Here is a 24,766-nt window from a genome sequence, read left to right as displayed (position 1 = left end):
TGGCAAATGGTAGAAGAAAGGAAGAAACAGGCAGCCGCGTTGGCGGCAGGCAATAGGCAAAAGCGCCGAATAGCCGCTGCTCGGTACTGGGCTGGCTACGGCGGCCTAGCTGCGCACGTAGGGAAGGTTCAGGAATTTAGGCGACTTCTGCGGCACGGCCGGCTGCTTGCCCATGGGGGCAGCGTGGGAGGTACTTTGGTTTTGATGGTCACCCAATCGTTGATTTTCTTGAGCGCCGTAGGCGAGAAGGTGGCTTGCTGCACGCCGTTGACCAGCGGCCATTGGGCCGGGGCGGGCTGAAACAAATGGTTGACGCCTTCCAAACGATACGCCGTGAAGGGGCGGCGGGCGGCATGCAGGGCGCGGCGCAGCGGTATCAGGTTGCGCTTGGCCGATACCTGCAAATCGGCGGTGCCGTTGAGCAGCAGCACCGGGCACTGCACCTTGGCCAGATGGTTTTGGGGGTTGAAATCGAAGAAGTAACGCGCCCAGGGAGTAGTGGTTGCGCTGCGCGGGCCCGGGCCATGGCGGCATCAATGCCAGTATTGGCGCTGCTGAGCACGGCCGCTACTTTGGCCCGCGCCGCGGCATTATCCGGGGTTTGGCGAATGATGCTCACGGTGCGGTGGTAGACATCCGTAGCCGCTTTTACTTCGGTGGCGTCGGCTCCGGTCAGGCGCATGATTTCGGTTTGCTGGCGCAGCAATACGGTGTAGCCCGGCTGGCCATATCCGGCCAATGACACCACAAAAGCCGGGGCCCGGCCGGGGGCGGCGGCGGCCAGCAGGGCCACGTTGGCCCCTTCGCCGTGCCCCAGCAGGCCCGTGCGCTGCGGCGCCACTAGCGGGCGCGTCCGTAAAAAAGCCAGGGCCGCCTGCGCATCGGTTACGAGGTCGGCGGTGGTGGCATTGGCGTAGGTGCCGCCCGATTTGCCCACGCCGCGGTCATCAAACCGCAGCACCGCGATGCCGTGGCGAGTGAGGTAGTCGGCCAGGCTGGCCAAACATGCGGTAGCCGGTCACTTCCACGTCGCGGGTTTGCGGGCCGAGGTCCGAGAGCAGCACCACGGCCGGAAATGGCCCTTCGCCGGCCGGCACGGTGAGCGTGCCGCCCAGCCGCTGCCGGGTGCTGGGGTTGGTGAAACTCACCTCGCTTTCGCGGTAGGGTTTAGTGGGCCGAAACGGGGCGACGGCCACTGCCTTGGCCGCGGGGGCGTGCTGCAGCACCATGGGCGTTTTCACCCCGGCCTGCGTCCAGATGCCGCTGAACTTGGCGCCGCCGTTCAGCACCTTGCCCACGAAGCTGCTGCCGGCCTGCTCTACGCGCAGCTTGATGTCGGTGCCTTTTAGCTCAACCGTCACGGGCATGCGGCTGATGCGCTGCTGAGGTGCATCGAGCGCGCCGTAGTACGTGCCGTTGGTGAGGGGCACAATGGTGATGATGACGGTGATTTGGCCCCCAAGTAATTTGAGCGGCCCCTTCCACTGCCCGCTGAGCGGGGCGGCCGCGGTAGGCGGGGCCGGTGCTACCGCGAATGATTGTGCGAAGCTGACAAACAGAAATAGCGCGGCAAGTAAAAATCGATTCATGGAATCAGACAATATAAAGTAGATAATTGAGCTATGCAGTAGAAAATTGAGCTGAAAAGTACAACAAATGTATTCTACGGCCAATATATAAATAAGTCGTTTCGGAGGCGAAAAAATGAAAATAGCCGGCCCAAGGGCCGGCTACAAATACTCAAGGTGCCACAAAGCAGCCGGTCTTATTTCCTGGTGTGCTGCGTTATCCAGTCGCCGATAACCTGCAGCGCCGCGGGGGCAATGGTCTCTTCGAGGGTGCCGCACTCCTCGGTGCCGCCCGTATTGGCGCTCTGAAACAGGTGGTTGAGTCCGGGCATTTCTTTTACCGTCACGTCGCGGTTGCCGCCGGTTTTGAGGGCGCCGCCCGTGGCGGCCAGATTGCGGGATGCATTTACTTGGATGTCCTTGCTGCCGCCCAGGGCCAGCACCGGGCAGCGCACCTTGACGAGCGTTTTGGCCGGCCGGTCGGCCAGGATGCCGCGGTAGTTGGCCGAAGTCATCAGGGCGAGCAGGGCGCGAGTTGGGCGGTCACGGCCGGGTCGGCTTTGGCATTGTACAGCGCCAGGAGCTTGGTGCGGGCCTGGGCATCGTCGGGCGTGGCTTGGATAATCTGGGTCATGGCCCGCTGCACTTTCTCGGTGGCGGCAAGTTGCGCGGCATCGGAGGTGAGCAGGCGCGCTCCGGCCACCGACTGCTGCACCAGCATCTCATCGCCGGGCAGGGCGGGCGCCGCCAGCAGCACCAGAAAATCGGGACCCTGGGGCTGAATGGCCGCGCCAATGGCCGCGGTGCCGCCCTGGCTGTGCCCCAGCAGGCCCACCTGGTTTTTGCGGATGCCGGGTTGGGCCCGCAGCCACGCCAGGGCGGCCTGGGCATCGGCGGTGTAGTCGGCGCTGGTGGTGCCCTGCAGGGTGCCGCCCGATTGGCCCACGCCGCGGTCGTCGAAGCGCAGCACGGCAAAGCCTTGCCTGGTAAGGTGGTCGGCAATCACGGCAAACAGCGGTGGCCCCCGATGCCGGAGTTGCGGTCTTGCGCGCCCGAGCCGGTGAGGAGCACCACGGCCGGAAACGGGCCCATGTCGGCGGGCACGGTGTAGGTGCCGGCCAAAGTCACGTTGGCTTTCTCGTTCCTGAAAGTGACCTCGGCCGATTGATAGGGAAAAGGCGGCTGCGGCGTTTGGCGGCGCGGCGCCGCTTTGCCGGTAGCTCCGTTGCGGCTGAGCGTGAGCGGAAACACCCGAAGCCCTTGCTGCCATTCGCCCACCAGGCTGCTGGCCATCGGCCGCGCGCCGGCCGGCAAACCGGGCGGCCGGCTGGGCAATGCTCAGGTACACGCTGTCGGCGGGCGCGGTGAAGCGCATGGCCATGCCTTGCACTTTCTGCGCCGGAATATCGAACGTTGCAGCTCGCGGCCCGCCGGTCGGGTCCTTCAGGTGCATGGTAAACTCAATCGGGCCTAGCGAGCCGCTCCAGTCGCCGGTAAGGCTGGCTGGGGCGGTTTGCGCTTGGGCGGTGGCGGTGAGCGCGAGCAGCGCTGCTCCCAGGAGAATTCGGGTAAAGGTGTGCATGGGTAGAAACAGGTTTAAGCGACGTGTATTTCTTTACAAAACATGAACAGGAATTTAGAGCCTATTCGAAAAATGCCCGCCTTGCAAAAAGGTCGTCATGCTGAGCGGAGTCGAAGCATCTCGCCGGCTTCGTTGAACGATGCAGGCGAAGCGGTCGAGATGCTTCGACTCCGCTCAGCATGACGTGTAAATTGTTTTTCGGGTAGACTCTTAGAAGCCAACAGCAACTGTCGTCGACTTTTGACTCTGAGGAATTTGCTTTGCGGCATGAAGGGCATTCGCAATGCAATCAGCAGCACTATAATGGGTGCCAATGAAAACGGACTTGTCTTTATAGGACGCTGGGGTACTTGACCCGATAAGTGGCTTCTCTGCAGTGAATAGAAAACGCGTTTTACCTGCTTTGTCGGGTAGGGGCAGGCGGATATTATCATTGGTTGCCAGCGCTAAACGGCATACCTCCAGTAAAATATCCTTCCACGTTTTGATTTGCTTCACCTCGCCATTTGGCAACCGTAGCTCCTTGGGTTTCTGGCCCGGCTGCAAAGACTGAAAATCCACTTGGGCCAGGCTCAATAAATTTTGAGGAATCTGGGGGCAGTTTTTTAAGCTTAATCTGCTGCTTAACTACCTGAGTCGGCTTACCGTTTGGGATTGCCGAAGGCAAAGCTTCGTGTTTTGGGAAAGCAACTGGTCTGAGTACGGCAGATGTCAGTCCGTGCCCACATTGGGCAGCGTCGAGCCACTGAACGAGTTGGTTGGCTGCTGCCAAAAGTGTGTTTTCAGTGAACGTAAACGCAATCGGCTCCGATTTTCCCTGCTGCAGGTTGGAGTGAATGTGCCGGCTGATGCCATCGGTGATGCATACTGTCTGGACGTTGAGCGTGAGGGCGTAGCCCAGAATTTTCCCAACGTACCCGTACTTGTCCAGGGTGCTGCCCAGGCACTTGGCTTCGATAACCAGGTAAGGTTTGCCCGCTGGGTCCTTGAGCAGATAGTCAACCCGCAGTTCGTTGCCGAGGCTCTTTTCGGGCTCCACCATCTGCACATTGCTGGTATCCCAGCCGAGGGCCCGCAGCACGGGGTCAATCAAGGCCGCTCGCGTGGCGGCTTCATTTTTCTGAAATATGCTGGTGTGGTTTTCGGCATTGCTGCGCACGCCTTGCAATACCTGGTAGATAGCGGCAAGCGGACTGGAAGGGGGCATTGGCAAACGTAAGGCGAAGTATATCGCAATGTTAGGGGATATAAAGGCATACTGCGGTATTCGTGGCCTTCGTACCGGCCGTACCTTCGCAGCCCCAAGCATCGGCAGCCGGCCGAAACCTTCCGGCCCGGTTTTGCTGTTAGTTCGTTTATGCCCAAAAAAGACGCTTTGCAAGTTTCGGCCCCCGCCGACAACGCCATTGATAACCTCGACCCGCGCGAATTCATCCTCATCAAGAATGCCCGGGTTCACAACCTTAAAAACCTCAGTGTAGCCCTGCCGCGCAACCAGTTTATCGTCGTCACGGGCCTGAGCGGCTCGGGCAAGTCGAGCCTGGCCTTTGATACTTTGTATGCTGAAGGCCAGCGTATGTACGTGGAAAGCCTGAGCAGCTACGCGCGCCAGTTTCTGGGCCGCATGGACAAGCCCGACGTGGACTACATCCGCGGCATTTCGCCGGCCATTGCCATCGAGCAAAAGGTCAGCATTAAGAACAACCGCTCGACGGTGGGCACCAGCACCGAGATTTACGACTACCTCAAGCTGCTGTTTGCGCGGGTGGGCCGCACGTTTTCGCCCGTGAGCGGCGAGCAGGTGCGCAAGGACAACGTGGCCGATGTGGTCGATTTCCTGGCCGCCCAGCCCGACGGCACCAAGGCCATGATTCTGGCCCCGCTGCACCGCGCCGACCGCACCCGCCCCATGAGCAAGGAGCTGGACTTGCTGCTGCAGAAAGGCTACAGCCGCGTGGTGGTGAATGGCGAAACGTCGCAGATTGAGGACCTGATAGGCGAGGGCCAGCCCGAGGTGAAGGGCGACGTCTACATCATGATAGACCGGGCCGTGCTGCGGCCCAACGACGAAGACCTGCTGTTCCGACTCTCCGACTCGGTGCAAACGGCGTTTTTCGAAGGCCACGGCACCTGCCTGCTGCGCCTGAACGAAGACGAGACCCGCACCTTCTCCGACAAGTTTGAGCTGGACGATATCGTGTTTGAGGAGCCCAGCGTCAACTTCTTCTCCTTCAACAACCCCTATGGCGCCTGCCAGACCTGCGAGGGCTTCGGCTCGGTGCTGGGCATCGACGAGGACCTGGTGATTCCGGACAAGAGCATGACCGTGTACGAGGGTGCCATCGCCCCTTGGCGCACCGAAAAGCAGGGCGAGTGGCTCAAGCCGCTGCTGAAAAACGGCATCCGATTCGACTTCCCCATTCACCGCCCCTACAGCGAATTGAGCCAGGCCGAGCAGCGCCTGCTCTGGACCGGCAACAAGTACTTCGACGGCCTCGACAAGTACTTTAAGTGGGTAAGCGAGCAAACCCACAAAATCCAGTACCGGGTGCTGCAAAGCCGCTACCGTGGCCGCACCACCTGCCCCGACTGCCGCGGCACCCGCCTGCGCAAAGATGCCCAGTACGTGCGCATCGACGGCCGCAGCATAGCCGACATCGTGCTGTTGCCCATCTCCGACGCGCTCCAGTTCTTCAGCAACCTGAGTTTGAACGAGCACGACGCCAAAGTGGCCGAGCGCCTCGTTACGGAAATTACCAACCGCCTCGGCTACCTCAACCGCGTGGGGTTGGGCTACCTGACCCTGAACCGCTTGAGCAACACATTGAGCGGCGGGGAGAGCCAGCGCATTTCGCTGGCTACTTCCCTGGGCTCGGCGCTGGTGGGCTCCATGTACGTGCTCGACGAGCCCAGCATCGGCCTGCATCCGAAGGATGCTGAGCAACTCATTGGCGTGCTGCGCTCCTTGCAGCAGCTCGGTAACACCGTGGTGGTGGTAGAGCATGAGGAGAAGATGATGGAAGCCGCCGACCAGATTATCGACATCGGTCCCGAAGCCGGCAGCGGCGGCGGCAATCTCATGTTCCAAGGCACCATGGAACAGCTGCTGCAGGACACCACCACTTATACCGGCCAGTACCTGAGCGGCAAAATGGAGGTGCCCGTGCCCAAAGTGCGTCGCCCCTGGCGCAACGCCCTTGAGCTGACCGGCGCCCGCGAAAACAACCTCAAAAACGTGAGCGTGAAGCTTCCGCTCGGCGTGATGACGGTGGTAACGGGTGTATCGGGCTCGGGCAAGTCCACGCTCATCAAGCGCATTCTGGCCCCGGCCCTCATGAAAATGCTGGGCGGCGGGGCAGGCGAAAGCACCGGCAAATTCGACCGCCTCACCGGCGTGAACGGGCAGGTGACGCACGTGGAGTTTGTGGACCAGAACCCCATCGGCAAGTCGTCGCGCTCCAACCCGGTGACCTACGTGAAGGCTTACGACGCCATCCGGACGCTGTTTTCGGAGCAGCCGCTGGCCAAGGCCCGGGGCCTGAAGCCCTCGCACTTCTCCTTCAACATCGACGGGGGCCGCTGCGAGGTGTGCCAGGGCGAAGGCCAGGTGAAAATCGAGATGCAGTTCATGGCGGACATCTACCTGACCTGCGAAGGCTGCGGCGGCCGGAAGTTTAAGCAGGATATTCTGGACATCAAATTCCAGGACAAGGGCATCGACGAGGTACTGGAGCTGACCGTGACCGACGCCGTGCAGTTCTTCAAAGGCCAGCCCAAAGTGGCCGAGCGGCTCAAGCCGCTGGAAGACGTGGGCCTGGGCTACATCCGCCTGGGACAGTCGGCCAATACGCTCTCGGGCGGCGAGGCCCAGCGCGTAAAGCTGGCCTCGTTCCTCACCAAAGGTGCTACGCTGCAGCAGGATAAGATTCTGTTCATCTTCGACGAGCCCAGCACGGGCCTGCACTTTCACGACATCGCCAAGCTGCTTTCGGCCCTCAATGCCTTGGTGGAACAAGGCAACTCCGTGCTCATCATCGAGCACAACGTCGACATCATCAAGTGCGCCGACTGGCTCATCGACCTGGGTCCCGAAGGCGGCCTCAACGGCGGGCATTTGCTCTTCGAAGGAACCCCGGAAGACATGGTAAAACTTAAAGATTCAAATCATACTGCACGGTTTCTGGCCGAGAAGGTGTAACGTTACGGCTCGTAGCTACTGTGGAGGCTTACTGCAAGGCAGTAGTCGGGAAAAGCTCAGATAGTGGCGTGGTTGATTATCAGACGATAATTGACCGCGCTAGCCGCTAATCCAAATGCCATGGTTGCTACGTAATTTACGTGCCCCAATCTTTAGCCATGTCCGCAATAGCCACGCCTCCAGACCACTATGCTGCTCCCAACCGGTCGGTAATGGGCCGACTGTGGCGCTGGTTGACGGCGCTGGCCATTTTCGGCAACATTTATCTTAACTATTATTCGAATACTCATCCCTTTGCCGGGCAGACGATGGGGGAGGTTTCGGCCAAATACCCCACCCTGCTCACGCCGGCCGGCTACGCCTTTAGCATCTGGGGGTTGATATTCTTAGGACTGGCCGTGTACGCGGTGTGGCAGCTGCTGCCCGCTGCCCGGAATCTGTCGTTGCCCGACGCCCTGGCCAAGCCGCTCACGCTGGCCAGCATTGCCACGGGGGCTGGGTGGTGCTGTTTGCCTACGAGTGATTTTGCCCAGCGTCGGGGTTATGCTACTCATTTTGGGCTGCCTGATGGTGGTGTACGGCCGGGTGCGGCGGCGCATTTTTGCCGAGGCGGCCCCGGCGTGGGTAGGAGTGCCGTTTTCGCTGTACTTGGGCTGGATTTCGGTGGCTTCGGTCATCAACATCACGATTGGGCTGCAAGAAATGGGCTGGCAAACCGCCGAGGGGCTGTCAGTTATGCTCACGTTTGTGTTGATTTTTGTGGTAGTGGCCCTGGGGTTGATAATCAGCCGGGCCTTTCGCGACATGGTGTTTCCCCTGGTAATTGCCTGGGCGTTGGTGGCCATTTGGGTGGTGCGCCTGCGCCAGGTAGCTGAGCTGGGCTGGGCCGCTTTGGCCGGGGCAGTTGTGGTCACCATGCTGGGCATCGTTCTCTCACGCCGCGGGGGCCGCAAGGAGCCCTGGGAGCTGCGCGACGAAGCTGCGGCGGCAGCCGAAGCCGAAATTGCCGCTTCCCGCTCCATGCGAGCGGAGCAATAGCAAAATTGCCGCGGCCGCAACTGCCGCCTGGCCTGCCATTGGGAAGCAAGGGCTGTTAGCTTTGCGCGATTGAACTTCACGTTTACCGCCCCCTTCAGCTTATGCGCAAAAACCTCGTTGCCGGCAATTGGAAAATGAACCTGACTTACCCCGAGGGCCTGGCCCTGGTAAGCGAAATCACTAGCCTGGCGGCGCCGCAGGGCCTAATGCTCCCGAAATTGTTGTTTGCCCGCCGTTTCCGCTGCTGCACGGCGTGGGCCAGGCCCTGCCCCAGGGCGGCAAGTTCCACTTAGGCGCGCAGAACTGCCACCAGAAAGAAAGCGGTGCCTTCACTGGCGAAGTATCGGCCAAGATGCTGGCCTCGGTGGGCTGCGAGTACGTCATTCTGGGCCATTCGGAGCGCCGCCAGTACTTCCGCGAAGACGACGAGCTGTTGAGCCAGAAGCTAAAAACGGCCCTGGCTGCCGGTCTGAAGCCCATTTTCTGCGTAGGCGAGTCGCTCGACACCCGCGAGGCCGAAGAAACCTTCGACTTCATCGGCAAGCAGCTCACCGACGGGCTATTCCACCTCAGCAACGAGGAGTTTGACCAGGTAACGGTGGCGTATGAGCCCATCTGGGCCATTGGCACGGGGCGCACGGCTACCAGCGCGCAGGCCCAGGAAGTGCACGCCTTCATCCGCGAGCGCATTGCCCGCGCCTACGACGCCAAAGTGGCCCTCGACACCACCATTCTCTACGGCGGCTCGGCCAATGCGCAGAACGCGCGGGAGCTTTTTCGCAGCCCGATGTTGACGGCGGACTGATTGGCGGGGCTTCGCTGAAAGCAGCGGACTTTGCCACCATCATTCAGGCGTTTTAAACCGCGCCTGGCACCGTTGTTGGAAGGCGGGAACCCCTGCCGGCTCTGCGTAATTCTGCGCCCACACCTGTTGCTCTCGCTATGTTCTTCTCCTTCCTACTCACGGCTTTACTGGCAACAGCGCCCGCTCATATACCGGCGGTTAAAGCGCCAGAAGTAGCGCCGGCTACTGCTTCGCTTGAGCCGTGCAAAATCTACGGCTCGGTATACCTCGAAACCGACCCCAGCCGGCGCAGCTACTGCTTCGGCACGGTGTACGTGGAGCCCGAGGAGGCCTTCGCCGACCTTATTGTGTTTAAGGAAAACAACAAGCTCTTTGCCGACAAAGCCGGCCTGTGGGCCGACGCCCCGGCCGGGACTTCGCCGACTACGTGCTGTTCGTGACGCCCGACCGCGGGAAAGCGGACTTCGCCATTCACTACACCAAGGTGCGCTCCTTCGCCGGCTGCAAGCAATAACCTTTTGAAGTTTGGCCTTCTCTGGCCAAACACCAGAACGTCATGCCGAGCGCAGCGAGGCATCTTTACCACGAGAGTAATCTAATTACTTGCGCGGTCAAGATGCTTCGCTGCGTTCGGCATGACGTTATTTGGTGTCTACCACTCGTCAACCAATGGAATTAGAACTACGCAACCTCACCAAGTCCTTCGGCCCGAAGACCGTGCTACGCGACGTGTCCATCATGGCCCACACCGGCTACTGCGTGGGCGTGCTGGGCCGCAACGGCGCCGGCAAGAGCACGCTGTTTAACCTTCTTACCAATGTGTTGCTGCCCAATAGCGGTGAGATTCTGCTCGATGGGCAGCCGCTGGGCGAGACCTTTTCCGTGGCCGTGAAGCGCCGCATGGGCGCCTTGGTCAACCAGGCTTATCTGGTCGAGCAGCTCACCGCGGAAGAATATCTGCAGTTTGTGGCCCGCATCTACGAACTACCCGATGCCGAGGCCCGCATCGAGAGTTTGCTGGGGCACCTACTCGAAGGATACGATGCTGTGCGCCGCAAGCCCCTGAGCTCGTTCTCGACCGGCATGAAGCAAAAGGTAGCCATTGCCTCCTGCCTGCTGCACCGCCCCGAGCTGCTGATTTTGGACGAGCCCTTCAACGGCCTCGACGTGTTTTCGGCCGACAGCGTGCTGTCATTGCTCAACGCTTACCGGCCGCAGGCCCTCACGTTTGTCTCGTCGCACAACCTGGCCCACATCGAAAAAGTAGCCACCCACCTGCTCGTTATCGACGACAGCGAGGTGAAGTACTGGGGCTCGATGCAGGATTTCCTGCAGGGCCAGAGCGCCTTCCTCGGCGATGCCCTGCTACAGCTCATTCACCCCGCCACCAGCACCACCCAGGACCTGACATGGCTGACCACGCAACGCTAGGGCACTTTCTGCCTTTCCTGCTGCGCCGCCGCCTGCAGGCCGTGCTGTGGCCCGATAAATCGGGCACCACCCGTGCCATAACGGTGGTCTTGCTGGTGCTCGCAATGGCCTACGGAGCGGGGTTCGGGCTGTTTCTCAACGCCAGCTACCTGGAGGGAGTGGCCACCTACCTGCCCATCATGCTCACCGGCTTTTACGCGGGTTTGTTAACGACCGCGCTGCTTGTGGACTTTATGCCCACGTTGCGGCCGGTCACGCGGCCCTTGCCCGAGCATTTTCCGGTATCGGCCCGGCAAAACGTGGTGACGGCCTTTCTGCTAGATTTGATAACCCTGCGACGCATCACCATCATGGCCGGCTTGCTGGTGGCGTTGGGCGTGGCGCCCGGGCACGCCTCGGTCCCGGGTTTTGGCCTGCTGTTGCTGCTGGGCGCGGCCGTGCTCAGTTTTAACGCGCGGCTATTGGTGAGCATGCGGCGCTGGCGGCATCCGTTGCTGCTTGGGCATGCGCTGAGCCTGGCGCTGATGCTGTGGTGGTTGGCGTACCCGGAGGCGCGCTACACCACCGCGCTGGGCGTGGGCATGTCGTTGCTGCCTTGGCTGCTCTGGGCTGCACAGCTGCGCTGGGTAGCTCCTCAGTTCAGCGCCCGCTTCCTGCCCACCGAAACCGAAGCGGCTACCGGAATAGCTCAAACGCGCCTGCCGCTGGAGTGGAAAGTGTACCGCAGCAAAGCCTGGAAGGCGATGCTCACGGGCATGCTAATGAAGACGGGCATGCTGGTCGTAACGGCCCTGGTTTTTGTGAAAGGCACCAAGCTTACCACGCAGGGTTTCTTCTATTTTACTTTCCTGCCTGTCATCGGCTTTACCTATGCCAACAATAACCTGTTTGGCTTTATGAAGTCGATGGTTGCTAACGAGATGCTGCGCCTTGGGCTCACGCGGCGCGTGCTGCTGCTGTACCTGCGCCTGGTTGGGCCGGTGGTGCTCATCGACTGCCTGGTGTCGGCTGTTGCGCTCCTGGGATTGTACCCGGCTTCCTACTGGCCCTTGCTGTGGCTGCTGCCGCTTTGTGCCGCGGCGCTGATGAGCCTGGGGCTGTGGGGCAGCTTGTACCAGGCCCAGCCCGTGGCCGAAACCGTCGAGTTTGGCAACATGCGCAAAAACACCTCCACACTCATGAGCTTGCTCACCATCGCGGTAGCCCTGTCGCTTTACTTTTTGCCCTGGTGGTGGGCCCGCATTGCCCTGGCGGCCCTCGTCGCGGGTTCGGCCTGGTGGCCCATACGGCAGGCCCTGCGCAACGATGGGGCGTTGCGCCGCCGCCTGTGGCACGGCCTCCATGCCTGACGCGCTGCCGGCTTGCCCGGCTTTTCCTGCGACCTTTGCCGCAGTACTTGAAATGAGAAGGGGCGAACGAAGCGCCAAGCGCTGCTTTAGCTCAATTCTTCACTCCTCATTCTTCATTCCTCATTACAAATAGATGGATTTTATTGAACTGACCGTTGAAGCGCCCCGCGAGCTGGCCGATATTCTGGTGGCCGAGCTGGCCGAAGTAGGCTTCGATACCTTCGAAGACAACGACGCAGGTTTCTGTGCCTACACCACCGAAGAGGTTTTCAACTCCGACGCGGTGGAGGAAATCATGGCCCGGTACTCCGGCATCGGCGACCTGAACCACTCGCACCGCGTCATCACCCGCCAGAACTGGAACGCCGAGTGGGAGAAAAACTTCCAGCCTCTGATTATCGCCGAGCGGGTATCGGTGCGGGCGCCGTTCCACCCCAAGCCCGACAATGTGGACTATGACATCGTTATCATGCCGCGTATGTCCTTCGGCACAGGCCACCACGAAACCACGGCCCTGATGATAGAAAACCGGCTCGACGTAGACCACAAGGGCCTGCGCGTGCTCGACATGGGCACCGGCACCGGCATCCTGGCCATCATGGCCGAAATGCTGGGCGCCCGCCAGGTGCTGGCCGTCGACACCGAACCTTGGACTGTAGAAAACGCCCGCGACAACGCCGCCGAAAACCAGTGCCGCAACATCGAGTGCCGCCTCGGTGGCGTCGAAACCCTGGCTAACGAAGCGCCCTTCGACCTGATTCTGGCTAATATCAACCGCAACGTGCTGCTGGAAGACATGCACGAGTACGCCCGCCTGCTGCCCAGCGGCCGGCCTATCCTGTTCAGTGGTTTCTACGAGGAAGACCTTCCTAAAATTCAGGCTGAGGCGGCTAAGCACGGCCTACGCTACCAGCGCCACCGCACGTTGCGGAGTTGGGTGTCGGCTATTTTTAAGAAGGAGTAGGTAGGATTAAGGCGCTGCCTCGGGAACCTCACCCCCGGCCCCTCTCCCGCGGAGAGGGGAGCCACGGCACATGGTTTTAGCTCTACCTTTAGAAAACAGAAAGGCCCGGCTCAATTGAGCCGGGCCTTTCTGTTTTTACTTAACATCAGGCTCTCCTATCCGCGGGAGAGGGGCCGGGGTGAGGTTCCCGAGGCAGCGCTCAGCATGACGTTCTGCTTTTTAGCTCAATTCCAATCCCGATAACAATTCGCCGTGCTTAGCAACCACTACGAAACCAGCTTAGGCAGCGCCTGCGACGACTCGCGTATCACGAGCGTGGTGGGCAGCTTCATGGTGCTGGGGCCGGTGCTCTTGTTCTTGCGCTCAATCTGCTCAATCAGGCGCTCAGCAGCGAGCCTGGCCGATTTCCTGGGCTGGCTGGGTCACGGTACTTAGGGGCGGATTGAGCAAGTGGGCCGATTGCGAATTGGTGAAGCTCAGCAGCCCAACTTGGCCGGGAATGTCAACGCCGCGCTCGCGCAGTGCGGCCAAGCAGCCCAAAGCCAGCCGGTCGCTGGCCGTGAAAAACGCATCGGGCGGGGGCGAGAGGGCCAGGAGTTCGTCGACCAGCGGGCCGGCTTCGTCGGGCCCGAAGGTACCGTAGCGCACCAGGTTTTCGTCGTAGGGCACGCCGTACTGCTCGAGGGCCGCGCGGTAGCCGGCCAGCCGCTCCTGCGTGATGCTCAGGTAGGGCGGAATGGTGAGGTGGGCAATGCGGCGGCGGCCGGTCTGGAGCAGGTGCGAGGTGGCGGCGTAGGCCCCGCCGAAGTTGTCGGCTACTACCTGCGTCACAGGCAGCTCGGCGGCCACGCGGTCGAAAAGCACCAGCGGCATGCCCTGGTCAATCAGGGCCTTGAGGTGCGAGACGTCGGAGGTTTCGCTGGAAAGCGAGAGCAACAGGCCATCGACGCGCCGCGATACCGCCTGCTGGATGTTGGCCACTTCGCGCTCGTACGACTCGTGCGTCTGGAAGATGATGACGTGATAGCCGCGGTTGTAGGCAATGGCCTCAATGCCGTTGATGGCCTGCGAAAAGAAGTTGTTCGCAATCTGGGGCACAATGACAGCCAACGCTTTGCTGCTGCTACCCTTCAGGCTCAGGGCAATGGGGTTGGGCCGGTAGTTCAGGCGCTCGGCGTATTCCATCACCAGCCGCTTGGTTTCAGGGCTGATTTCGTAGCTGTCGCGCAAGGCCCGCGATACCGTCGAGGTCGACAGGTTCAGGGCGTGCGCTATGTCTTTGATGGTAACGGGGTCCAAGCTCTTAAACTAAGAAAGTATAAAAAACATCCGGGGTAGTCGCATTTCGAAGCCAGCGCTTTCAGCAAGCATTAGCTCCGTCGGGGCCGTTCCCAACCTCACCGCACCAAGCCGCCGAACTGGGCCACGAGCGCTGAAACTCACAACTCCAGGAAATCATCGTTGAGCCAATGCTATTACAAGAGTAGCAAATTCTGGCTAAATCGGAACACCGCGGGCCCGGCTCAAGTGCCAGCGGCTATGCATTCGGGGCAAGTGCCGCGTAAGCTGGTGCTTGGGCTTCCGGCCGTCGCCATCTTTGTGCAGTAATCTCGCGGCGGGCCCAAGCGTTTGAGCCTGCCTTCGTCACCAGGCCAACATGAAATTAGTGCGCGTGCAAAAAGGAGGGCTGGCAATCTTGCTGGCCGGGGTAACCATGCTGACGGCGTTTCGCCCGCATCCCACCGAGGAAGGATTGATGCAGCGCATTGCCCGCCAGGCTGGGCAAGTACTACGCCGTCGCCAAAGGTGAGAAGGCCTACCTCCACCTCGACCGCCCGGTGTACGCCACGGGCGAAACCATCTGGTTTAGCGCCTACGTGGTAGATGCTTCGCGCCACCAGGCTCGACTCGCTCAGCCAGGTGCTGCACGTGGATTTGCTGTCGCCCGATAAGAAGGTGGTGGCCCGCCGCACCTTGCGCCTGCAAGGCGGCCGGGCCAGCGGCGACCTCGACATTGCCGATACGCTGGGCGCTGGCACCTACGTGCTGCGCGCCTACACCAACTGGATGCGCAATGCCGGCGACAGCTTTGTGTACAGCCGCCGCCTGAGCATCTGGCCGGCCTCGCCGCTGGGCCCGCAGGAGCCCAGCGCCCCGGCTACCGGCACCCCCAGCAAAAGCAAAAGCTCGGCCGCTAACAAGCCCGACGTGCAGTTCTTCCCGGAAGGCGGCTACCTAGTGGAAGGGATGCCCGGCGTGGTAGCCTGCAAAGCCACCGATGCCAGCGGCCGCGGCCTGGCCGTGCGCGGACAGATTCTCAATGCCCAGAATGCGGTGGTCGTCCCGAATTTCAGCAGCCGGCACGCGGGCATGGGGCGGTTTTCCTTCGTGCCGGGCGCTGGCCAGCGCTACCGCGCGCGGCTCATGCTGCCCGACGGCAGCACCGCCGAGTATCCTTTGCCGGCCGTGCAGCCCACCGGCTACACCCTCCACGTGGTGGAAAACGCCGAGAACTTTCTGGTAGAAGCCCGCTACCGTGGGGCAGCCGGCACCCCCGCGCCCGGCCCCGTGCAGCTGCTCACGCAAGTGCGGGGCGTGGTGGCTTACCCCGGCCCCCGCTCCCTGACGGCCGATGCGCCCGCCAGCTGGAAGATGCCCAAGAAGAATTACCCCAACGGCATCGTTCATTTCACCTTATTCGACGCCGAGGGCACGCCCAGGTGCGAGCGGCTGGCCTTCGTGCAAAACGGCCCCAGCGCCTTGCGCATCACCGTCACGGCAGACCAGCCCAGCTACGGCGCGCACGCCCCGGTGCAGCTCACCGTGCGCGTGGCCGATGCTGCGGGTCAGCCCGTGGCCACCAACCTATCCGTGGCGGTGAGCGACGCGGGCCTGAGCGCCCTCGACCCCAACGCCGAAACCATTGCCTCCAACCTGCTGCTGACCTCGGACTTGGTGGGCTACGTCGAAAACCCGGGCTATTACTTTCGGGAGCAGTCGGCTGCCACGGCCCAGGCCCTCGACGACCTGCTGCTGACCCAGGGCTGGCGCCGCTTTGTGTGGAAAGAAGTGCTGGCTGGGCAGAAGCCGCTTGTGCGCTATGTGCCCGAGCAGGAGGTGTCGCTCACGGGCCAGGTGGTGAGCGCGCAGGGCAGCCGCCCCATTCCCAACAGCCAGCTCACGTTCCTGCAAATGAAGCCGGTGAAAAACGTCGCCACGGCCACCACCGACGCCGAAGGGCGGTTCACTTTCTCGGGTTTCGCGGTGCGCGATACGGCCGTTATCACGCTGCAGGCGCGGCGGTCGCAGGGCGGTTCCAACGTCATCATTCGCCCCGACAACGGGCCGGTGCCGGGCGTCCAGCCGTTGCCCAAGCTGCCGTCGTTGGCCGCGGCCCCGGCTGGGGTAGCCGCTTTGTGCGCCGCAGCCGCCAGGCCCAGGCCACCGACCTGGAGCTGCATCCCGAGAAGGCCATGCGCAACATCAAACTAGAAAACGTGGCGGTGACGGCCAAGCGCGTGGCTGTGCCGGCCGACGACCCGCGACGCCTGTACGGAGCCTCCGGCGGCACCGTGGTAGACTTTGCCAACATGCCCGAAGCCCAATCCGGTATGACGATGCTGCAGCTGCTGCAGGGCCGCGTGGCCGGCCTCACCATCAGCGGCAACCCGCCTAATATGTCCGTCCAGATTCGGGGGCAGGGCACGCCCTTGTTTATTCTCGATGGCAACCGGGTTGATGTCGACATAATCAGCACCATTCCTTCCAACCAGATAGAATCGGTGGAAGTCTTCAAAGGTGTTGAGGCGGCCATTTTCGGCGGAAGCGGCGGGGCCATTGCCGTGTACACCAAGCGGGCCGACCCCAACTACAAGGGCAACGACAAGGCCCCGGCGCCCGGCGTGGCCACGGTGAAGGTGCCGGGCTACTATGCGGCCCGCGAGTTTTACCAGCCCCGCTACAACGCCCTGCTCACCAACCCACCCGCCGACCCGCGCACCAGCACCCTGTACTGGAACCCCACCGTGCGCACCAACGCCCGCGGCGAGGCCGAGCTACACTTCTTCACCGCTGATGGCAGCGGCACCTTCCAGGCCATAGCCGAGGGCGTGAGCCTGGCCGGCCTGCCGGCCCAGGGCTCGGGCACAGTGGTGGTGCGTGGGAAGTAAGTCTGATTATCCAACTTCTATAGCAAAAAGCCTCGCCCTGATTACCGCGGGGCTTTTTGCTGCTGGGCTGCCAAAAGCTTGTGAGTCCGGGGTGCGCGCCGGCTGGAATGAGAACGTTCCCGGCATCGATTGCGCAAAAAAGCACCTCCCTATGCTCAGTTTAGGCCCTAACCCTTCGGAACGGGGCTAATATTGTTAGGGCGATACTGCCTTCGCTGTCCTGTGCTGACCTGTACGGACGGGCGCAACTCTTTCCTTGCTCGCGATGAAATCAACACTGGTACTACTGCTGGCTGGGCTGGCAGCTTTCCTGACGGCGGCCTTCCGGCCGGCGGCCGAGCCCAAAACGCAGATTTTCCTGGTCGGCGATTCCACCATGGCCGACAAGCCCGACCTGACGAAGCCCGAGCGCGGCTGGGGCATGGAGTTTGGGCAGTATTTCGACGACAACGTCGTCATTCGCAACACGGCCGTGAACGGCCGCAGCACCAAGAGCTTCCTGCGCGAAGGCCGCTGGGCCAAGGTGCTGGAGCAGCTCAAGCCCGGCGACTGGGTGTTCATCCAGTTCGGCCACAACGACTCCAAGGCCGAAGACACCACCCGCTCGGCCCCGGCCCAGACGCTGTACCGCCAGTTCCTCACCAAGTACGTGCAGGAAGCCAAGAAAAAGGGCGCTAACCCGGTGCTGCTCACGCCCGTCGGCCGTCGCTACTTCGACGAAGCCGGCAAGCGCAAGGACGACCACGGCGAGTACCCCGGCGTGGTGCGCGAAGTAGCCAAAGCCCAGAAAGTGCCGCTCATTGATGCACACGAAAAAACCTGGGCCCTGTATTCGCAGCTCGGCGAGCAAGGCACCCGGCCGCTGTTTTGGAGCTACCAGAACGGCTACTACCAGCCCAACCCTGTGCCGCCCGCCAAGAACGACAACACCCACTTCTCGGAGTACGGCGCCACCCGCGTGGCCCAAATGGTAGCCCAGGCCGTGAAAGAGCAGAACCTGGGCCTAGCGTCGCACCTGCGCGGTACCGAGTTTGCCGGCAAGTACGCCTACGAGCTGCCGGTGGTGCTGGAGCCGGTGTTTCGCAAAGACACGTTCAATGTGGTGAAATACGGCGCTGTCCCCGACGGGCAGACGCTGAACACGGCCGCCATCCAGAAAGCCATCGATGCCTGCTCGGAGAAGGGCGGCACCGTCTTGATTCCGCGCGGACTCTGGCTTACGGCCTCGATTGAGCTGAAAAACAACGTGAACCTGCACGTGGCCAAGGGCGCCCTGGTGCAGTTTAGCAGCAAGCTTTCGGATTATCACCTCATCCGGACCACCTGGGAAGGGGAGGAGGCCATCCGCAACCAGGCGCCGCTGTACGGCCACGATTTGGAGAACATTGCCATCACTGGACCGGGTGTGTTCGACGGTGCCGGCGACGCCTGGCGCATGGTGAAAAAGAGCAAGCTCAACGAAACGCAGTGGCAGAAGCTGCTGGACTCGGGCGGCGTGCTCAACGAGAAGAAGGACACCTGGTACCCCTCGGCCCAGTCCCTGAAAGGCGCCAATGCCACCAAGCCCGGCATCCTGAAGCCCGGCCAGCAAGCCAAGCCCGAGGAGTTTGCCGACGTGAAGGATTTCCTGCGGCCCAATATGCTGAGCCTCACGCGCTGCAAGCAGATTCTGCTCGAAGGCTTTACCATTCAGAATTCCCCGGCCTGGACCATTCACCCGCTGCTGTGCGACAACATCACGCTGCGCAACGTGACGGCCAAAAACCCCTGGTACGGCCAGAACACCGATGCCCTGGACCTGGAATCCTGCCGCAACGGCGTGGTAGAAGGCTGCACCTTTGACGTGGGCGACGACGGCATCTGCATCAAATCGGGCCGCGATGAGCAGGGCCGCAAGCGCGGTGTGCCCACCGAAAACTTCATCATCCGCGACACCAAGGTGTACCACGCCCACGGCGGCTTCGTGATTGGCTCAGAGATGTCGGGCGGCGCGCGCAACCTGTTTGTGAGCAACTGCACCTTCATGGGCACCGACGTGGGCCTGCGCTTCAAAACGGCACGCGGCCGTGGCGGTGTGGTGGAGAACATCTTCGTCGATGGCGTGGACATGACCGACATCGCTGGCGAAGCCATCCTGTTCGACATGTACTATGCCGCCAAGGACCCCGTGCCGCTGCTGGGCGAAAGCACCGCCCCGCCCGTGATGAAGGCCGAGCCCTGAACGAAGGCACCCCGCAGTTCCGCAACTTCCGCATCCGCAACGTGACCTGCAAGGGCGCCGCTACCGGCATCCTGGTGCGCGGCCTACCGGAAATGAGCATCAAAGACATTAGCATCGAAAACGCGGTGCTGGAAAGCAAGAAGGGCCTCGTGTGCCAGGAGGCCGAGAACATTCGCCTGAAAAACGTGACCCTGCTCTCGACCGAAACCATGCCGGTGATGGAAGTGCAGAACAGCCGCAACATCACCCTCGATGGCATCCGCTACGCCAACGGCGCCGAGCTGCTGCTGCGCGTCACCGGCGACCGCAGCAAAGACATTCGCTTGACTAACACCAACACCAAGCTAGCCAAGAAAGACGTGCAGCTCGGCGAGAAAGTTGGCAAGAAAACGGTCATCATGGCCAAGCGCTAGGTTACTGCGAACTGGGCTAACTTTTGATTAGGCCGTCATGCAGAGCGCAGCGAAGCATCTTTACCTTGGGAGTAATCCCTTCGCTGCAACGAAGCGGTAAAGATGCTTCGCTGCGCTCGGCATGACGTTCCGCTTCTGCATGACAGCATTGAATGAAAAACCATACGATGAAGAATAAGACCCATTTCCTGTTGCCGCTGCTGGGGCTTTCGCTACTGAGTGAAGTTGCTGTGGCGCAGACGGCCAAAACGGCTGCCAAGCCAGTCGCCCTCTCCCAGCGCATGGCCGATGCCTTCATCGCTGGCATCCGGATTCCATTCTCATCGGCACGCGCAAAACCACGCGCTGGGACTACGAGCAGGGCCTGATGCTGCGGGCCCTGGAGCGGGTGTGGCAGCGCAGCGGCGACGCCAAGTATTTCACCTACATCAAGAAGGACCTCGACCTGTTTGTGCAGCCCGACGGCAGCGTACGCACCTACAAAATGGAGGACTACAACCTCGACAACCTCACCACTGGCCACGCCCTGCTGTTGCTGGCCCAGACCTCTGTGCCCGACAACCAGAAGTACGCCAAGGCCGCCACGCTGCTGCGCAAGCAGCTCGACAGCCAGCCTCGTACCAAGGAGGGCGGCTTCTGGCACAAGAAAATCTACACCAACCAGATGTGGCTCGATGGCTTGTACATGGCCGAGCCATTCTATGCCGAATACAGCCAGATGTTCAACCAGCCGGCGGGGTTCAACGATGTGGCCAAGCAGTTTGCGCTGATTGAGAAGAACCTGGTGGACCCCAAAACGGGCCTGCTCTACCACGGCTACGACGAGAGCCGCGAGCAGCAGTGGGCCAACAAAACCACCGGCCAGTCGCCCAATTTCTGGGACCGCGGCATCGGCTGGTACAGCATGGCGCTGGTTGACGTGCTCGACTACTTCCCCCAGAACCACCCGCAGCGGCCCGTCCTCATCAAGGCCATCAAGCGCCTGGCCCCCGTGCTGGCCAAGTACCAGGACCCCAAAACCGGCACCTGGAGCCTGGTGATGAACCAGGAATCGCGCAAGGGCAATTACGCCGAGGCCTCGGGCTCCAGCATGTTTGTGTACGCGCTGGCCAAGGGCGTGCGCATGGGCTACCTCGATAAAAGCTTCGCCAAAGTGGCCCAGAAAGGCTACGAGGGCCTGCTAAAGTCGTTCGTGGCCACGGAATCCACCGGCGCACTGGCCTTCAACGGCACGGTGAGCGTGGGCGGGCTGGGCGGCAAGCCCTACCGCGACGGCTCATACGACTACTACCTCAGCGAGCCGCTGCGCAAAAACGACCTGAAGGGCGTGGGCCCGTTCATCCTGGCCAGCACCGAAATGGAGATTGCTGCCGAGAATGCCATCGGCCAGGGCAAGACCGTGGGGCTGGATTACTACTTCAACCACGAGCCTGCGCAAGAACGCTCTCACCGGCGAGCAGGAGCAGTGGCACTACACCTGGGAGGAGCGCACACACGGCGGCTTCTGGCTGTGGGGCAATCAGTTTCGCGAGCTAGGCGCTAAAACCGTGGCTATTCCCGCAGCGCCCACTGCCGCCAGCCTCAAGAACCTGAGCGTCTACATCATCGTGGACCCCGACACCCGCAAGGAGACCCCCAGCCCAACTACATTCAGCCCAACCACAGCAAGGCCATTACCGATTGGGTGAAGGCCGGCGGCACGCTGGTGCTGCTGGCCAACGACACGGCCAATTGCGATATCAAGCACTTCAACCAGGCTGGCCAAAAACTTCGGCGTGAAGTTCACCGACCAGAGCGTGAACATGGTGCAGGGCAGCCAGTTCGAGCAAGGCAAAGTTGAGCTGACTTCGGGCAAAACGGTGTTTAAAAACGCTACTGCCGCCTATGTGAAGGAACTGGCGGTGCTGGCCGTGCAGGCTCCGGCTCAACCGCTTGTCACCAACAACGGCAAGGTCATCATGGCCACTGCCAATCTGGGCAAGGGGCGCGTGTTCGTGCTCGGCGACCCGTGGCTGTACAACGAGTACGTAGACGGGCGCAAGATTCCGGCCAGCTTCGAGAACTTCCAGGCGGGGAAAGACCTGGCTAAGTGGCTGCTAAACAAAAAGTAAGCAGGGTAGCGGCAGCTGGCGGGCCCGGAGCTATCGGAAACGTTTCCGGCAATAATTCTGAAGGGAAACCAAAGTTTTCCTTTCAGAAACGGTTTTTTAGCGGAACATTACTTTCCCATAGCTTCGCCACCACTGCGCTATTTCGCACTTTGGTAGGCTGCCGCGCCTCAATACCCATTCTGCTCAATGAACAAGCTCTCCACGATTGATTACATCGTTTTCTTCGTCTACTTTATAATTGTATCGGGGTACGGCATCTGGATTTACCGCCGCAAAACGGGCCACGACGGTACCTTGGAGGGCGATTCCAAAGACTACTTCCTGGCCGAAGGCTCCCTGACGTGGTGGGCCATCGGCTCTTCGCTGATTGCCTCCAACATCTCGGCCGAGCAGTTTGTGGGCATGTCTGGTTCGGGTTTCAAGATGGGCCTGGCCATTGCCACCTACGAATGGATGGCGGCTATCACGCTCATCGTGGTAGCCGTCTTTTTCATTCCGGTTTATCTGAAGAATCACATCTTCACGATGCCGCAGTTCCTCAACCAGCGGTACAACGGCACGGTAGCCATGATTATGGCCATTTTCTGGCTGGCCCTCTACATCGTGGTCAACCTGACCTCGATTCTGTACCTCGGCGCCATTGCCATTAGCAGCATTGCCGGGCTCAACCTCGAATTCTGCCTCTACGCGCTGGCGGCGTTTGCCGTGCTCATCACCCTGGGCGGCATGAAGGTGATTGGCTTCACCGACGTTATCCAGGTGTTCTTCCTGATTCTCGGCGGTTTGGCCACCACCTACTTGGCCCTGAACCTCGTGGCCGAGCACTACGGCCAGACCGGCGTGCTCAACGGCTTCAGCCTGATGACGGCCCAGGCCGGCGACCACTTCCAGATGATTTTCAAAAAGGACAACCCCAACTTTATCGACCTGCCCGGCATGACCGTGCTGCTCGGCGGCATGTGGATTGTGAACCTGAACTACTGGGGCTGCAACCAGTACATCACGCAGCGCGCCCTCGGCGCCGACCTGCCCACGGCCCGCGCCGGCATCCTGTTTGCCGCTTTCCTCAAGCTGCTCATGCCCGTGATTGTGGTGCTGCCCGGCATTGCGGCCTTCGTGCTCTACAAGGCCGACGTGTTCAGCGGCGAGATGATGCAGAACGGCGAGCTCAACCCCGACCGCGCCTATCCGGTGCTGCTCAACATCCTGCCTGTGGGCCTGAAAGGCCTGTCCTTCGCGGCCCTCACGGCGGCGGTAGTAGCCTCGCTGGCCGGCAAAGCCAACAGCATTGCCACCATCTTCACGCTCGACGTTTACAAGAAAGTTATCAACCCCAATGCTTCGGAAAAGACCCTGGTGCACGTGGGTAAAATCTCGGTGGTAGTGGCCATGATTATGGGCGTGCTCATCGCCCCGCACCTGGGCATTGACAAGAAAGGCGGCTTCCAGTACATTCAGGAGTACACGGGCTTCGTGTCGCCGGGCATTTTCGCCATGTTCATTTTGGGCTTCTTCTGGAAAAAGACGACTTCGACGGCCGCGCTGTTTGCCACCATCGGCGGCTTCCTGCTGTCGGTGCTGTTCAAGTTCCTGCCCAACTACATGGACCTCTCCTTTCTGGCGCCGCTCGGCTTTGCGGTGCAGCCCGCGCCGGGCGCGCCTTACGAAATTCCTTTCCTCGACCGGATGGGCTTCGTGTTCGTTATCTGCATCGCGGCCATGGTGATTATCAGCCTGTATGAAACCAGTCGCGGCGTAAAAACCAACGGCCTGGAGGTAGACCGTAGCATGTTCAAAACCACCCGCAGCTTCGCAATTGGCTCCATCGCCATCATGATTATTCTCACCACGCTCTACACGGTTTATTGGTAAGCGCAGCCTATTGAAGCTCTTTGGAACGTCATGCTGAGCGGAGTCGAAGCATCTCGCGTGCAACAGTGAACTCAATCAAAAAGATTAGTTACAGCACGCGAGATGCTTCGGCTCCGCTCAGCATGACGTTCTGCTTTATTTCAACCCGTCTTTCCTCAATTCCTTGCTATGAAACTAATCCGCTACGGCCTGCCCGGCCAGGAAATACCTGGTGTTCTATTAGGTGAGCAGCGCTACGACGTAGCCACGTTTGGCGAAGACTATAACGAAGCGTTTTTCGAGAACGACGGCCTGCAGCGCCTGGCCGAATTTGTGGCTGCCAACGCGGGCAACCTGCCCTTAGTAGCGGCCACCGAGCGCCTGGGCCCGCCCGTGGCCCGGCCCTCCAAAATCCTGTGCATTGGGCTAAATTACTCTGACCATGCCCGCGAAATGGGGCTGACGCCGCCCGCCGAGCCCGTGCTTTTTCTGAAGTCGACCACCGCCCTGGTGGGTCCGGACGATGACATCGTCATCCCCCGTAACTCGGTGAAAACAGATTGGGAAGTAGAACTGGCCGTGGTCATTGGCAAGCGTGCTTCCTACGTAGAAGAAGCCGATGCCGCGGACTACATCGCGGGCTATATGCTGCACAACGACGTGTCGGAGCGGGAATTCCAGCTGGAGCGCGGCGGCACCTGGACCAAGGGCAAGGGCTGCGACACCTTCGCGCCCATGGGCCCTTTTCTGGCCACTCCCGACGAAATGGGCGACGTCAACAACCTGCGCCTCTGGCTCACGGTGAACGGCCAGCCCGTGCAGGACGGCAACACCGCCAACCTGATTTTCAACGTGCCCTTCATCATTTCCTACGTCAGCCAGTTCATGACCTTGCTGCCCGGCGACATCATTTCGACCGGCACCCCGGCGGGCGTCGGCATGGGATTCAAGCCCCCGGTTTACCTCAAGCCCGGCGACGTAGTTGAGCTGGGAATTGACAACCTGGGCACTTCGCGCCAGGTGCTGAAGGCATACGGGGGTAAGTAACTCGCACCTTAGCGGTCCA

Annotated in this window: 24 protein-coding genes and 1 pseudogene; 18 read left to right on the top strand and 7 right to left on the bottom strand. The window is 61.1% G+C overall.

The window, feature by feature from the left end:
- Nucleotides 1-128: 128 nt before the first annotated feature.
- From ACFQT0_RS00855 to ACFQT0_RS00830, 6 genes are all read right to left on the bottom strand, one after another.
- On the bottom strand, nt 129-431 hold the full coding sequence (locus ACFQT0_RS00855; RefSeq protein ID WP_380199594.1) for a hypothetical protein: 303 nt from the start codon (nt 429-431) through the stop codon (nt 129-131).
- On the bottom strand, nt 377-1,003 hold the full coding sequence (locus ACFQT0_RS00850) for a serine aminopeptidase domain-containing protein (RefSeq protein WP_380199592.1): 627 nt from the start codon (nt 1,001-1,003) through the stop codon (nt 377-379). The genes ACFQT0_RS00855 and ACFQT0_RS00850 overlap by 55 nt, the downstream gene beginning before the upstream one ends.
- On the bottom strand, nt 948-1,601 hold the full coding sequence (locus tag ACFQT0_RS00845; RefSeq protein ID WP_380199590.1) for a hypothetical protein: 654 nt from the start codon (nt 1,599-1,601) through the stop codon (nt 948-950). The genes ACFQT0_RS00850 and ACFQT0_RS00845 overlap by 56 nt, the downstream gene beginning before the upstream one ends.
- 164 nt (nt 1,602-1,765) lie before the next feature.
- Entirely contained in the window at nt 1,766-2,083 is a 318-nt protein-coding gene (locus ACFQT0_RS00840) for a hypothetical protein (RefSeq protein ID WP_380199588.1), read from the bottom strand.
- Nucleotides 2,083-3,150 (bottom strand): alpha/beta hydrolase, encoded by a 1,068-nt coding sequence (locus ACFQT0_RS00835; RefSeq protein WP_380199586.1) that lies wholly within the window; start codon nt 3,148-3,150, stop codon nt 2,083-2,085. Before ACFQT0_RS00835 ends, ACFQT0_RS00840 begins: the two co-directional genes overlap by 1 nt.
- A 430-nt stretch (nt 3,151-3,580) precedes the next feature.
- Nucleotides 3,581-4,318 (bottom strand): hypothetical protein, encoded by a 738-nt coding sequence (locus ACFQT0_RS00830; protein WP_380199584.1) that lies wholly within the window; start codon nt 4,316-4,318, stop codon nt 3,581-3,583.
- Between the two features lie 189 nt (nt 4,319-4,507).
- On the opposite strand from ACFQT0_RS00830, the gene uvrA reads away from it, so the two are divergent.
- The 8 genes and pseudogenes from uvrA to prmA all read left to right on the top strand — a co-directional run bounded on the left by uvrA (nt 4,508) and on the right by prmA (nt 12,935).
- Complete coding sequence (gene uvrA / locus ACFQT0_RS00825; protein ID WP_380199582.1) at nt 4,508-7,348, top strand: excinuclease ABC subunit UvrA; 2,841 nt, start codon at nt 4,508-4,510, stop codon at nt 7,346-7,348.
- A gap of 567 nt (nt 7,349-7,915) precedes the next feature.
- Complete coding sequence (locus ACFQT0_RS00820; protein ID WP_380199580.1) at nt 7,916-8,386, top strand: hypothetical protein; 471 nt, start codon at nt 7,916-7,918, stop codon at nt 8,384-8,386.
- 101 nt (nt 8,387-8,487) lie between these two features.
- Nucleotides 8,488-9,247, top strand: a pseudogene (gene tpiA / locus ACFQT0_RS00815) (triose-phosphate isomerase).
- 81 nt (nt 9,248-9,328) lie between these two features.
- Entirely contained in the window at nt 9,329-9,631 is a 303-nt protein-coding gene (locus ACFQT0_RS00810; protein ID WP_380199578.1) for a hypothetical protein, read from the top strand.
- Nucleotides 9,583-9,705 (top strand): hypothetical protein, encoded by a 123-nt coding sequence (locus ACFQT0_RS00805; RefSeq protein ID WP_380199576.1) that lies wholly within the window; start codon nt 9,583-9,585, stop codon nt 9,703-9,705. Before ACFQT0_RS00810 ends, ACFQT0_RS00805 begins: the two co-directional genes overlap by 49 nt.
- 155 nt (nt 9,706-9,860) lie before the next feature.
- Nucleotides 9,861-10,622 carry an ABC transporter ATP-binding protein gene (locus ACFQT0_RS00800; RefSeq protein ID WP_380199574.1) on the top strand — a complete coding sequence of 254 codons (762 nt, stop codon included), beginning with the start codon at nt 9,861-9,863 and terminating at the stop codon, nt 10,620-10,622.
- A complete protein-coding gene (locus ACFQT0_RS00795) occupies nt 10,601-11,971 on the top strand; it encodes a hypothetical protein (RefSeq protein ID WP_380199572.1) in 1,371 nt (456 codons plus the stop codon). The genes ACFQT0_RS00800 and ACFQT0_RS00795 overlap by 22 nt, the downstream gene beginning before the upstream one ends.
- Before the next feature lie 133 nt (nt 11,972-12,104).
- Nucleotides 12,105-12,935, top strand: coding sequence for a 50S ribosomal protein L11 methyltransferase (prmA, locus tag ACFQT0_RS00790; protein WP_380199570.1), 831 nt, complete (start codon nt 12,105-12,107; stop codon nt 12,933-12,935).
- 384 nt (nt 12,936-13,319) lie between these two features.
- Here prmA and ACFQT0_RS00785 read toward each other — a convergent pair whose 3' ends face one another.
- Nucleotides 13,320-14,234, bottom strand: coding sequence for a LacI family DNA-binding transcriptional regulator (locus ACFQT0_RS00785; RefSeq protein WP_380199568.1), 915 nt, complete (start codon nt 14,232-14,234; stop codon nt 13,320-13,322).
- A gap of 467 nt (nt 14,235-14,701) precedes the next feature.
- Between ACFQT0_RS00785 and ACFQT0_RS00780 the strand changes: the two genes are divergently transcribed.
- The 10 genes from ACFQT0_RS00780 (at nt 14,702) to ACFQT0_RS00735 (ending at nt 24,747) form a co-directional block, all read left to right on the top strand.
- Nucleotides 14,702-14,887 (top strand): hypothetical protein, encoded by a 186-nt coding sequence (locus tag ACFQT0_RS00780; RefSeq protein WP_380199566.1) that lies wholly within the window; start codon nt 14,702-14,704, stop codon nt 14,885-14,887.
- Complete coding sequence (locus ACFQT0_RS00775) at nt 14,820-16,427, top strand: carboxypeptidase-like regulatory domain-containing protein (protein WP_380199564.1); 1,608 nt, start codon at nt 14,820-14,822, stop codon at nt 16,425-16,427. Before ACFQT0_RS00780 ends, ACFQT0_RS00775 begins: the two co-directional genes overlap by 68 nt.
- Complete coding sequence (locus tag ACFQT0_RS00770) at nt 16,352-17,104, top strand: TonB-dependent receptor (RefSeq protein ID WP_380199562.1); 753 nt, start codon at nt 16,352-16,354, stop codon at nt 17,102-17,104. The genes ACFQT0_RS00775 and ACFQT0_RS00770 overlap by 76 nt, the downstream gene beginning before the upstream one ends.
- Nucleotides 17,105-17,369: 265 nt before the next feature.
- Nucleotides 17,370-19,325 (top strand): glycosyl hydrolase family 28 protein, encoded by a 1,956-nt coding sequence (locus ACFQT0_RS00765; RefSeq protein ID WP_380199560.1) that lies wholly within the window; start codon nt 17,370-17,372, stop codon nt 19,323-19,325.
- A 41-nt stretch (nt 19,326-19,366) separates the two neighbouring features.
- Complete coding sequence (locus ACFQT0_RS00760) at nt 19,367-19,738, top strand: hypothetical protein (RefSeq protein ID WP_380199558.1); 372 nt, start codon at nt 19,367-19,369, stop codon at nt 19,736-19,738.
- 367 nt (nt 19,739-20,105) lie between these two features.
- The gene (locus ACFQT0_RS00755; RefSeq protein ID WP_380199556.1) at nt 20,106-21,281 is read left to right on the top strand and encodes a glycoside hydrolase family 88/105 protein; all 1,176 of its coding nucleotides are present in this window, start codon (nt 20,106-20,108) and stop codon (nt 21,279-21,281) included.
- A 4-nt stretch (nt 21,282-21,285) separates the two neighbouring features.
- Nucleotides 21,286-21,426 carry a hypothetical protein gene (locus ACFQT0_RS00750; RefSeq protein WP_380199554.1) on the top strand — a complete coding sequence of 47 codons (141 nt, stop codon included), beginning with the start codon at nt 21,286-21,288 and terminating at the stop codon, nt 21,424-21,426.
- An 87-nt stretch (nt 21,427-21,513) separates the two neighbouring features.
- Nucleotides 21,514-21,849 (top strand): hypothetical protein, encoded by a 336-nt coding sequence (locus ACFQT0_RS00745; RefSeq protein ID WP_380199552.1) that lies wholly within the window; start codon nt 21,514-21,516, stop codon nt 21,847-21,849.
- A 186-nt stretch (nt 21,850-22,035) separates the two neighbouring features.
- Nucleotides 22,036-23,721 (top strand): sodium/sugar symporter, encoded by a 1,686-nt coding sequence (locus ACFQT0_RS00740; protein ID WP_380199550.1) that lies wholly within the window; start codon nt 22,036-22,038, stop codon nt 23,719-23,721.
- 168 nt (nt 23,722-23,889) lie between these two features.
- Nucleotides 23,890-24,747, top strand: a complete 858-nt coding sequence (locus ACFQT0_RS00735) for a fumarylacetoacetate hydrolase family protein (protein ID WP_380199548.1) — start codon at nt 23,890-23,892, stop codon at nt 24,745-24,747.
- Nucleotides 24,748-24,766 lie beyond the last annotated feature (19 nt).

It is taken from the genome of Hymenobacter humi, assembly GCF_042665855.1.
GTDB lineage: Bacteria > Bacteroidota > Bacteroidia > Cytophagales > Hymenobacteraceae > Hymenobacter > Hymenobacter humi.
Note: the sequence above shows the minus strand (reverse complement) of the source record. Positions and strands in the feature narration are given on the sequence as shown.

Excerpts from the sequence above, each read along its gene's own strand:
- ACFQT0_RS00840 (WP_380199588.1), bottom strand. The coding sequence starts at position 2,083 with ATGACTTCGGCCAACTACCGCGGCATCCTGGCCGACCGGCCGGCCAAA.
- ACFQT0_RS00835 (WP_380199586.1), bottom strand. The coding sequence starts at position 3,150 with ATGCACACCTTTACCCGAATTCTCCTGGGAGCAGCGCTGCTCGCGCTC.
- uvrA (WP_380199582.1), top strand. The coding sequence starts at position 4,508 with ATGCCCAAAAAAGACGCTTTGCAAGTTTCGGCCCCCGCCGACAACGCC.
- ACFQT0_RS00820 (WP_380199580.1), top strand. The coding sequence starts at position 7,916 with ATGGTGGTGTACGGCCGGGTGCGGCGGCGCATTTTTGCCGAGGCGGCC.
- ACFQT0_RS00810 (WP_380199578.1), top strand. The coding sequence starts at position 9,329 with ATGTTCTTCTCCTTCCTACTCACGGCTTTACTGGCAACAGCGCCCGCT.
- ACFQT0_RS00800 (WP_380199574.1), top strand. The coding sequence starts at position 9,861 with ATGGAATTAGAACTACGCAACCTCACCAAGTCCTTCGGCCCGAAGACC.
- ACFQT0_RS00795 (WP_380199572.1), top strand. The coding sequence starts at position 10,601 with ATGGCTGACCACGCAACGCTAGGGCACTTTCTGCCTTTCCTGCTGCGC.
- prmA (WP_380199570.1), top strand. The coding sequence starts at position 12,105 with ATGGATTTTATTGAACTGACCGTTGAAGCGCCCCGCGAGCTGGCCGAT.
- ACFQT0_RS00775 (WP_380199564.1), top strand. The coding sequence starts at position 14,820 with ATGCTTCGCGCCACCAGGCTCGACTCGCTCAGCCAGGTGCTGCACGTG.
- ACFQT0_RS00765 (WP_380199560.1), top strand. The coding sequence starts at position 17,370 with ATGAAATCAACACTGGTACTACTGCTGGCTGGGCTGGCAGCTTTCCTG.
- ACFQT0_RS00755 (WP_380199556.1), top strand. The coding sequence starts at position 20,106 with ATGCTGCGGGCCCTGGAGCGGGTGTGGCAGCGCAGCGGCGACGCCAAG.
- ACFQT0_RS00740 (WP_380199550.1), top strand. The coding sequence starts at position 22,036 with ATGAACAAGCTCTCCACGATTGATTACATCGTTTTCTTCGTCTACTTT.
- ACFQT0_RS00735 (WP_380199548.1), top strand. The coding sequence starts at position 23,890 with ATGAAACTAATCCGCTACGGCCTGCCCGGCCAGGAAATACCTGGTGTT.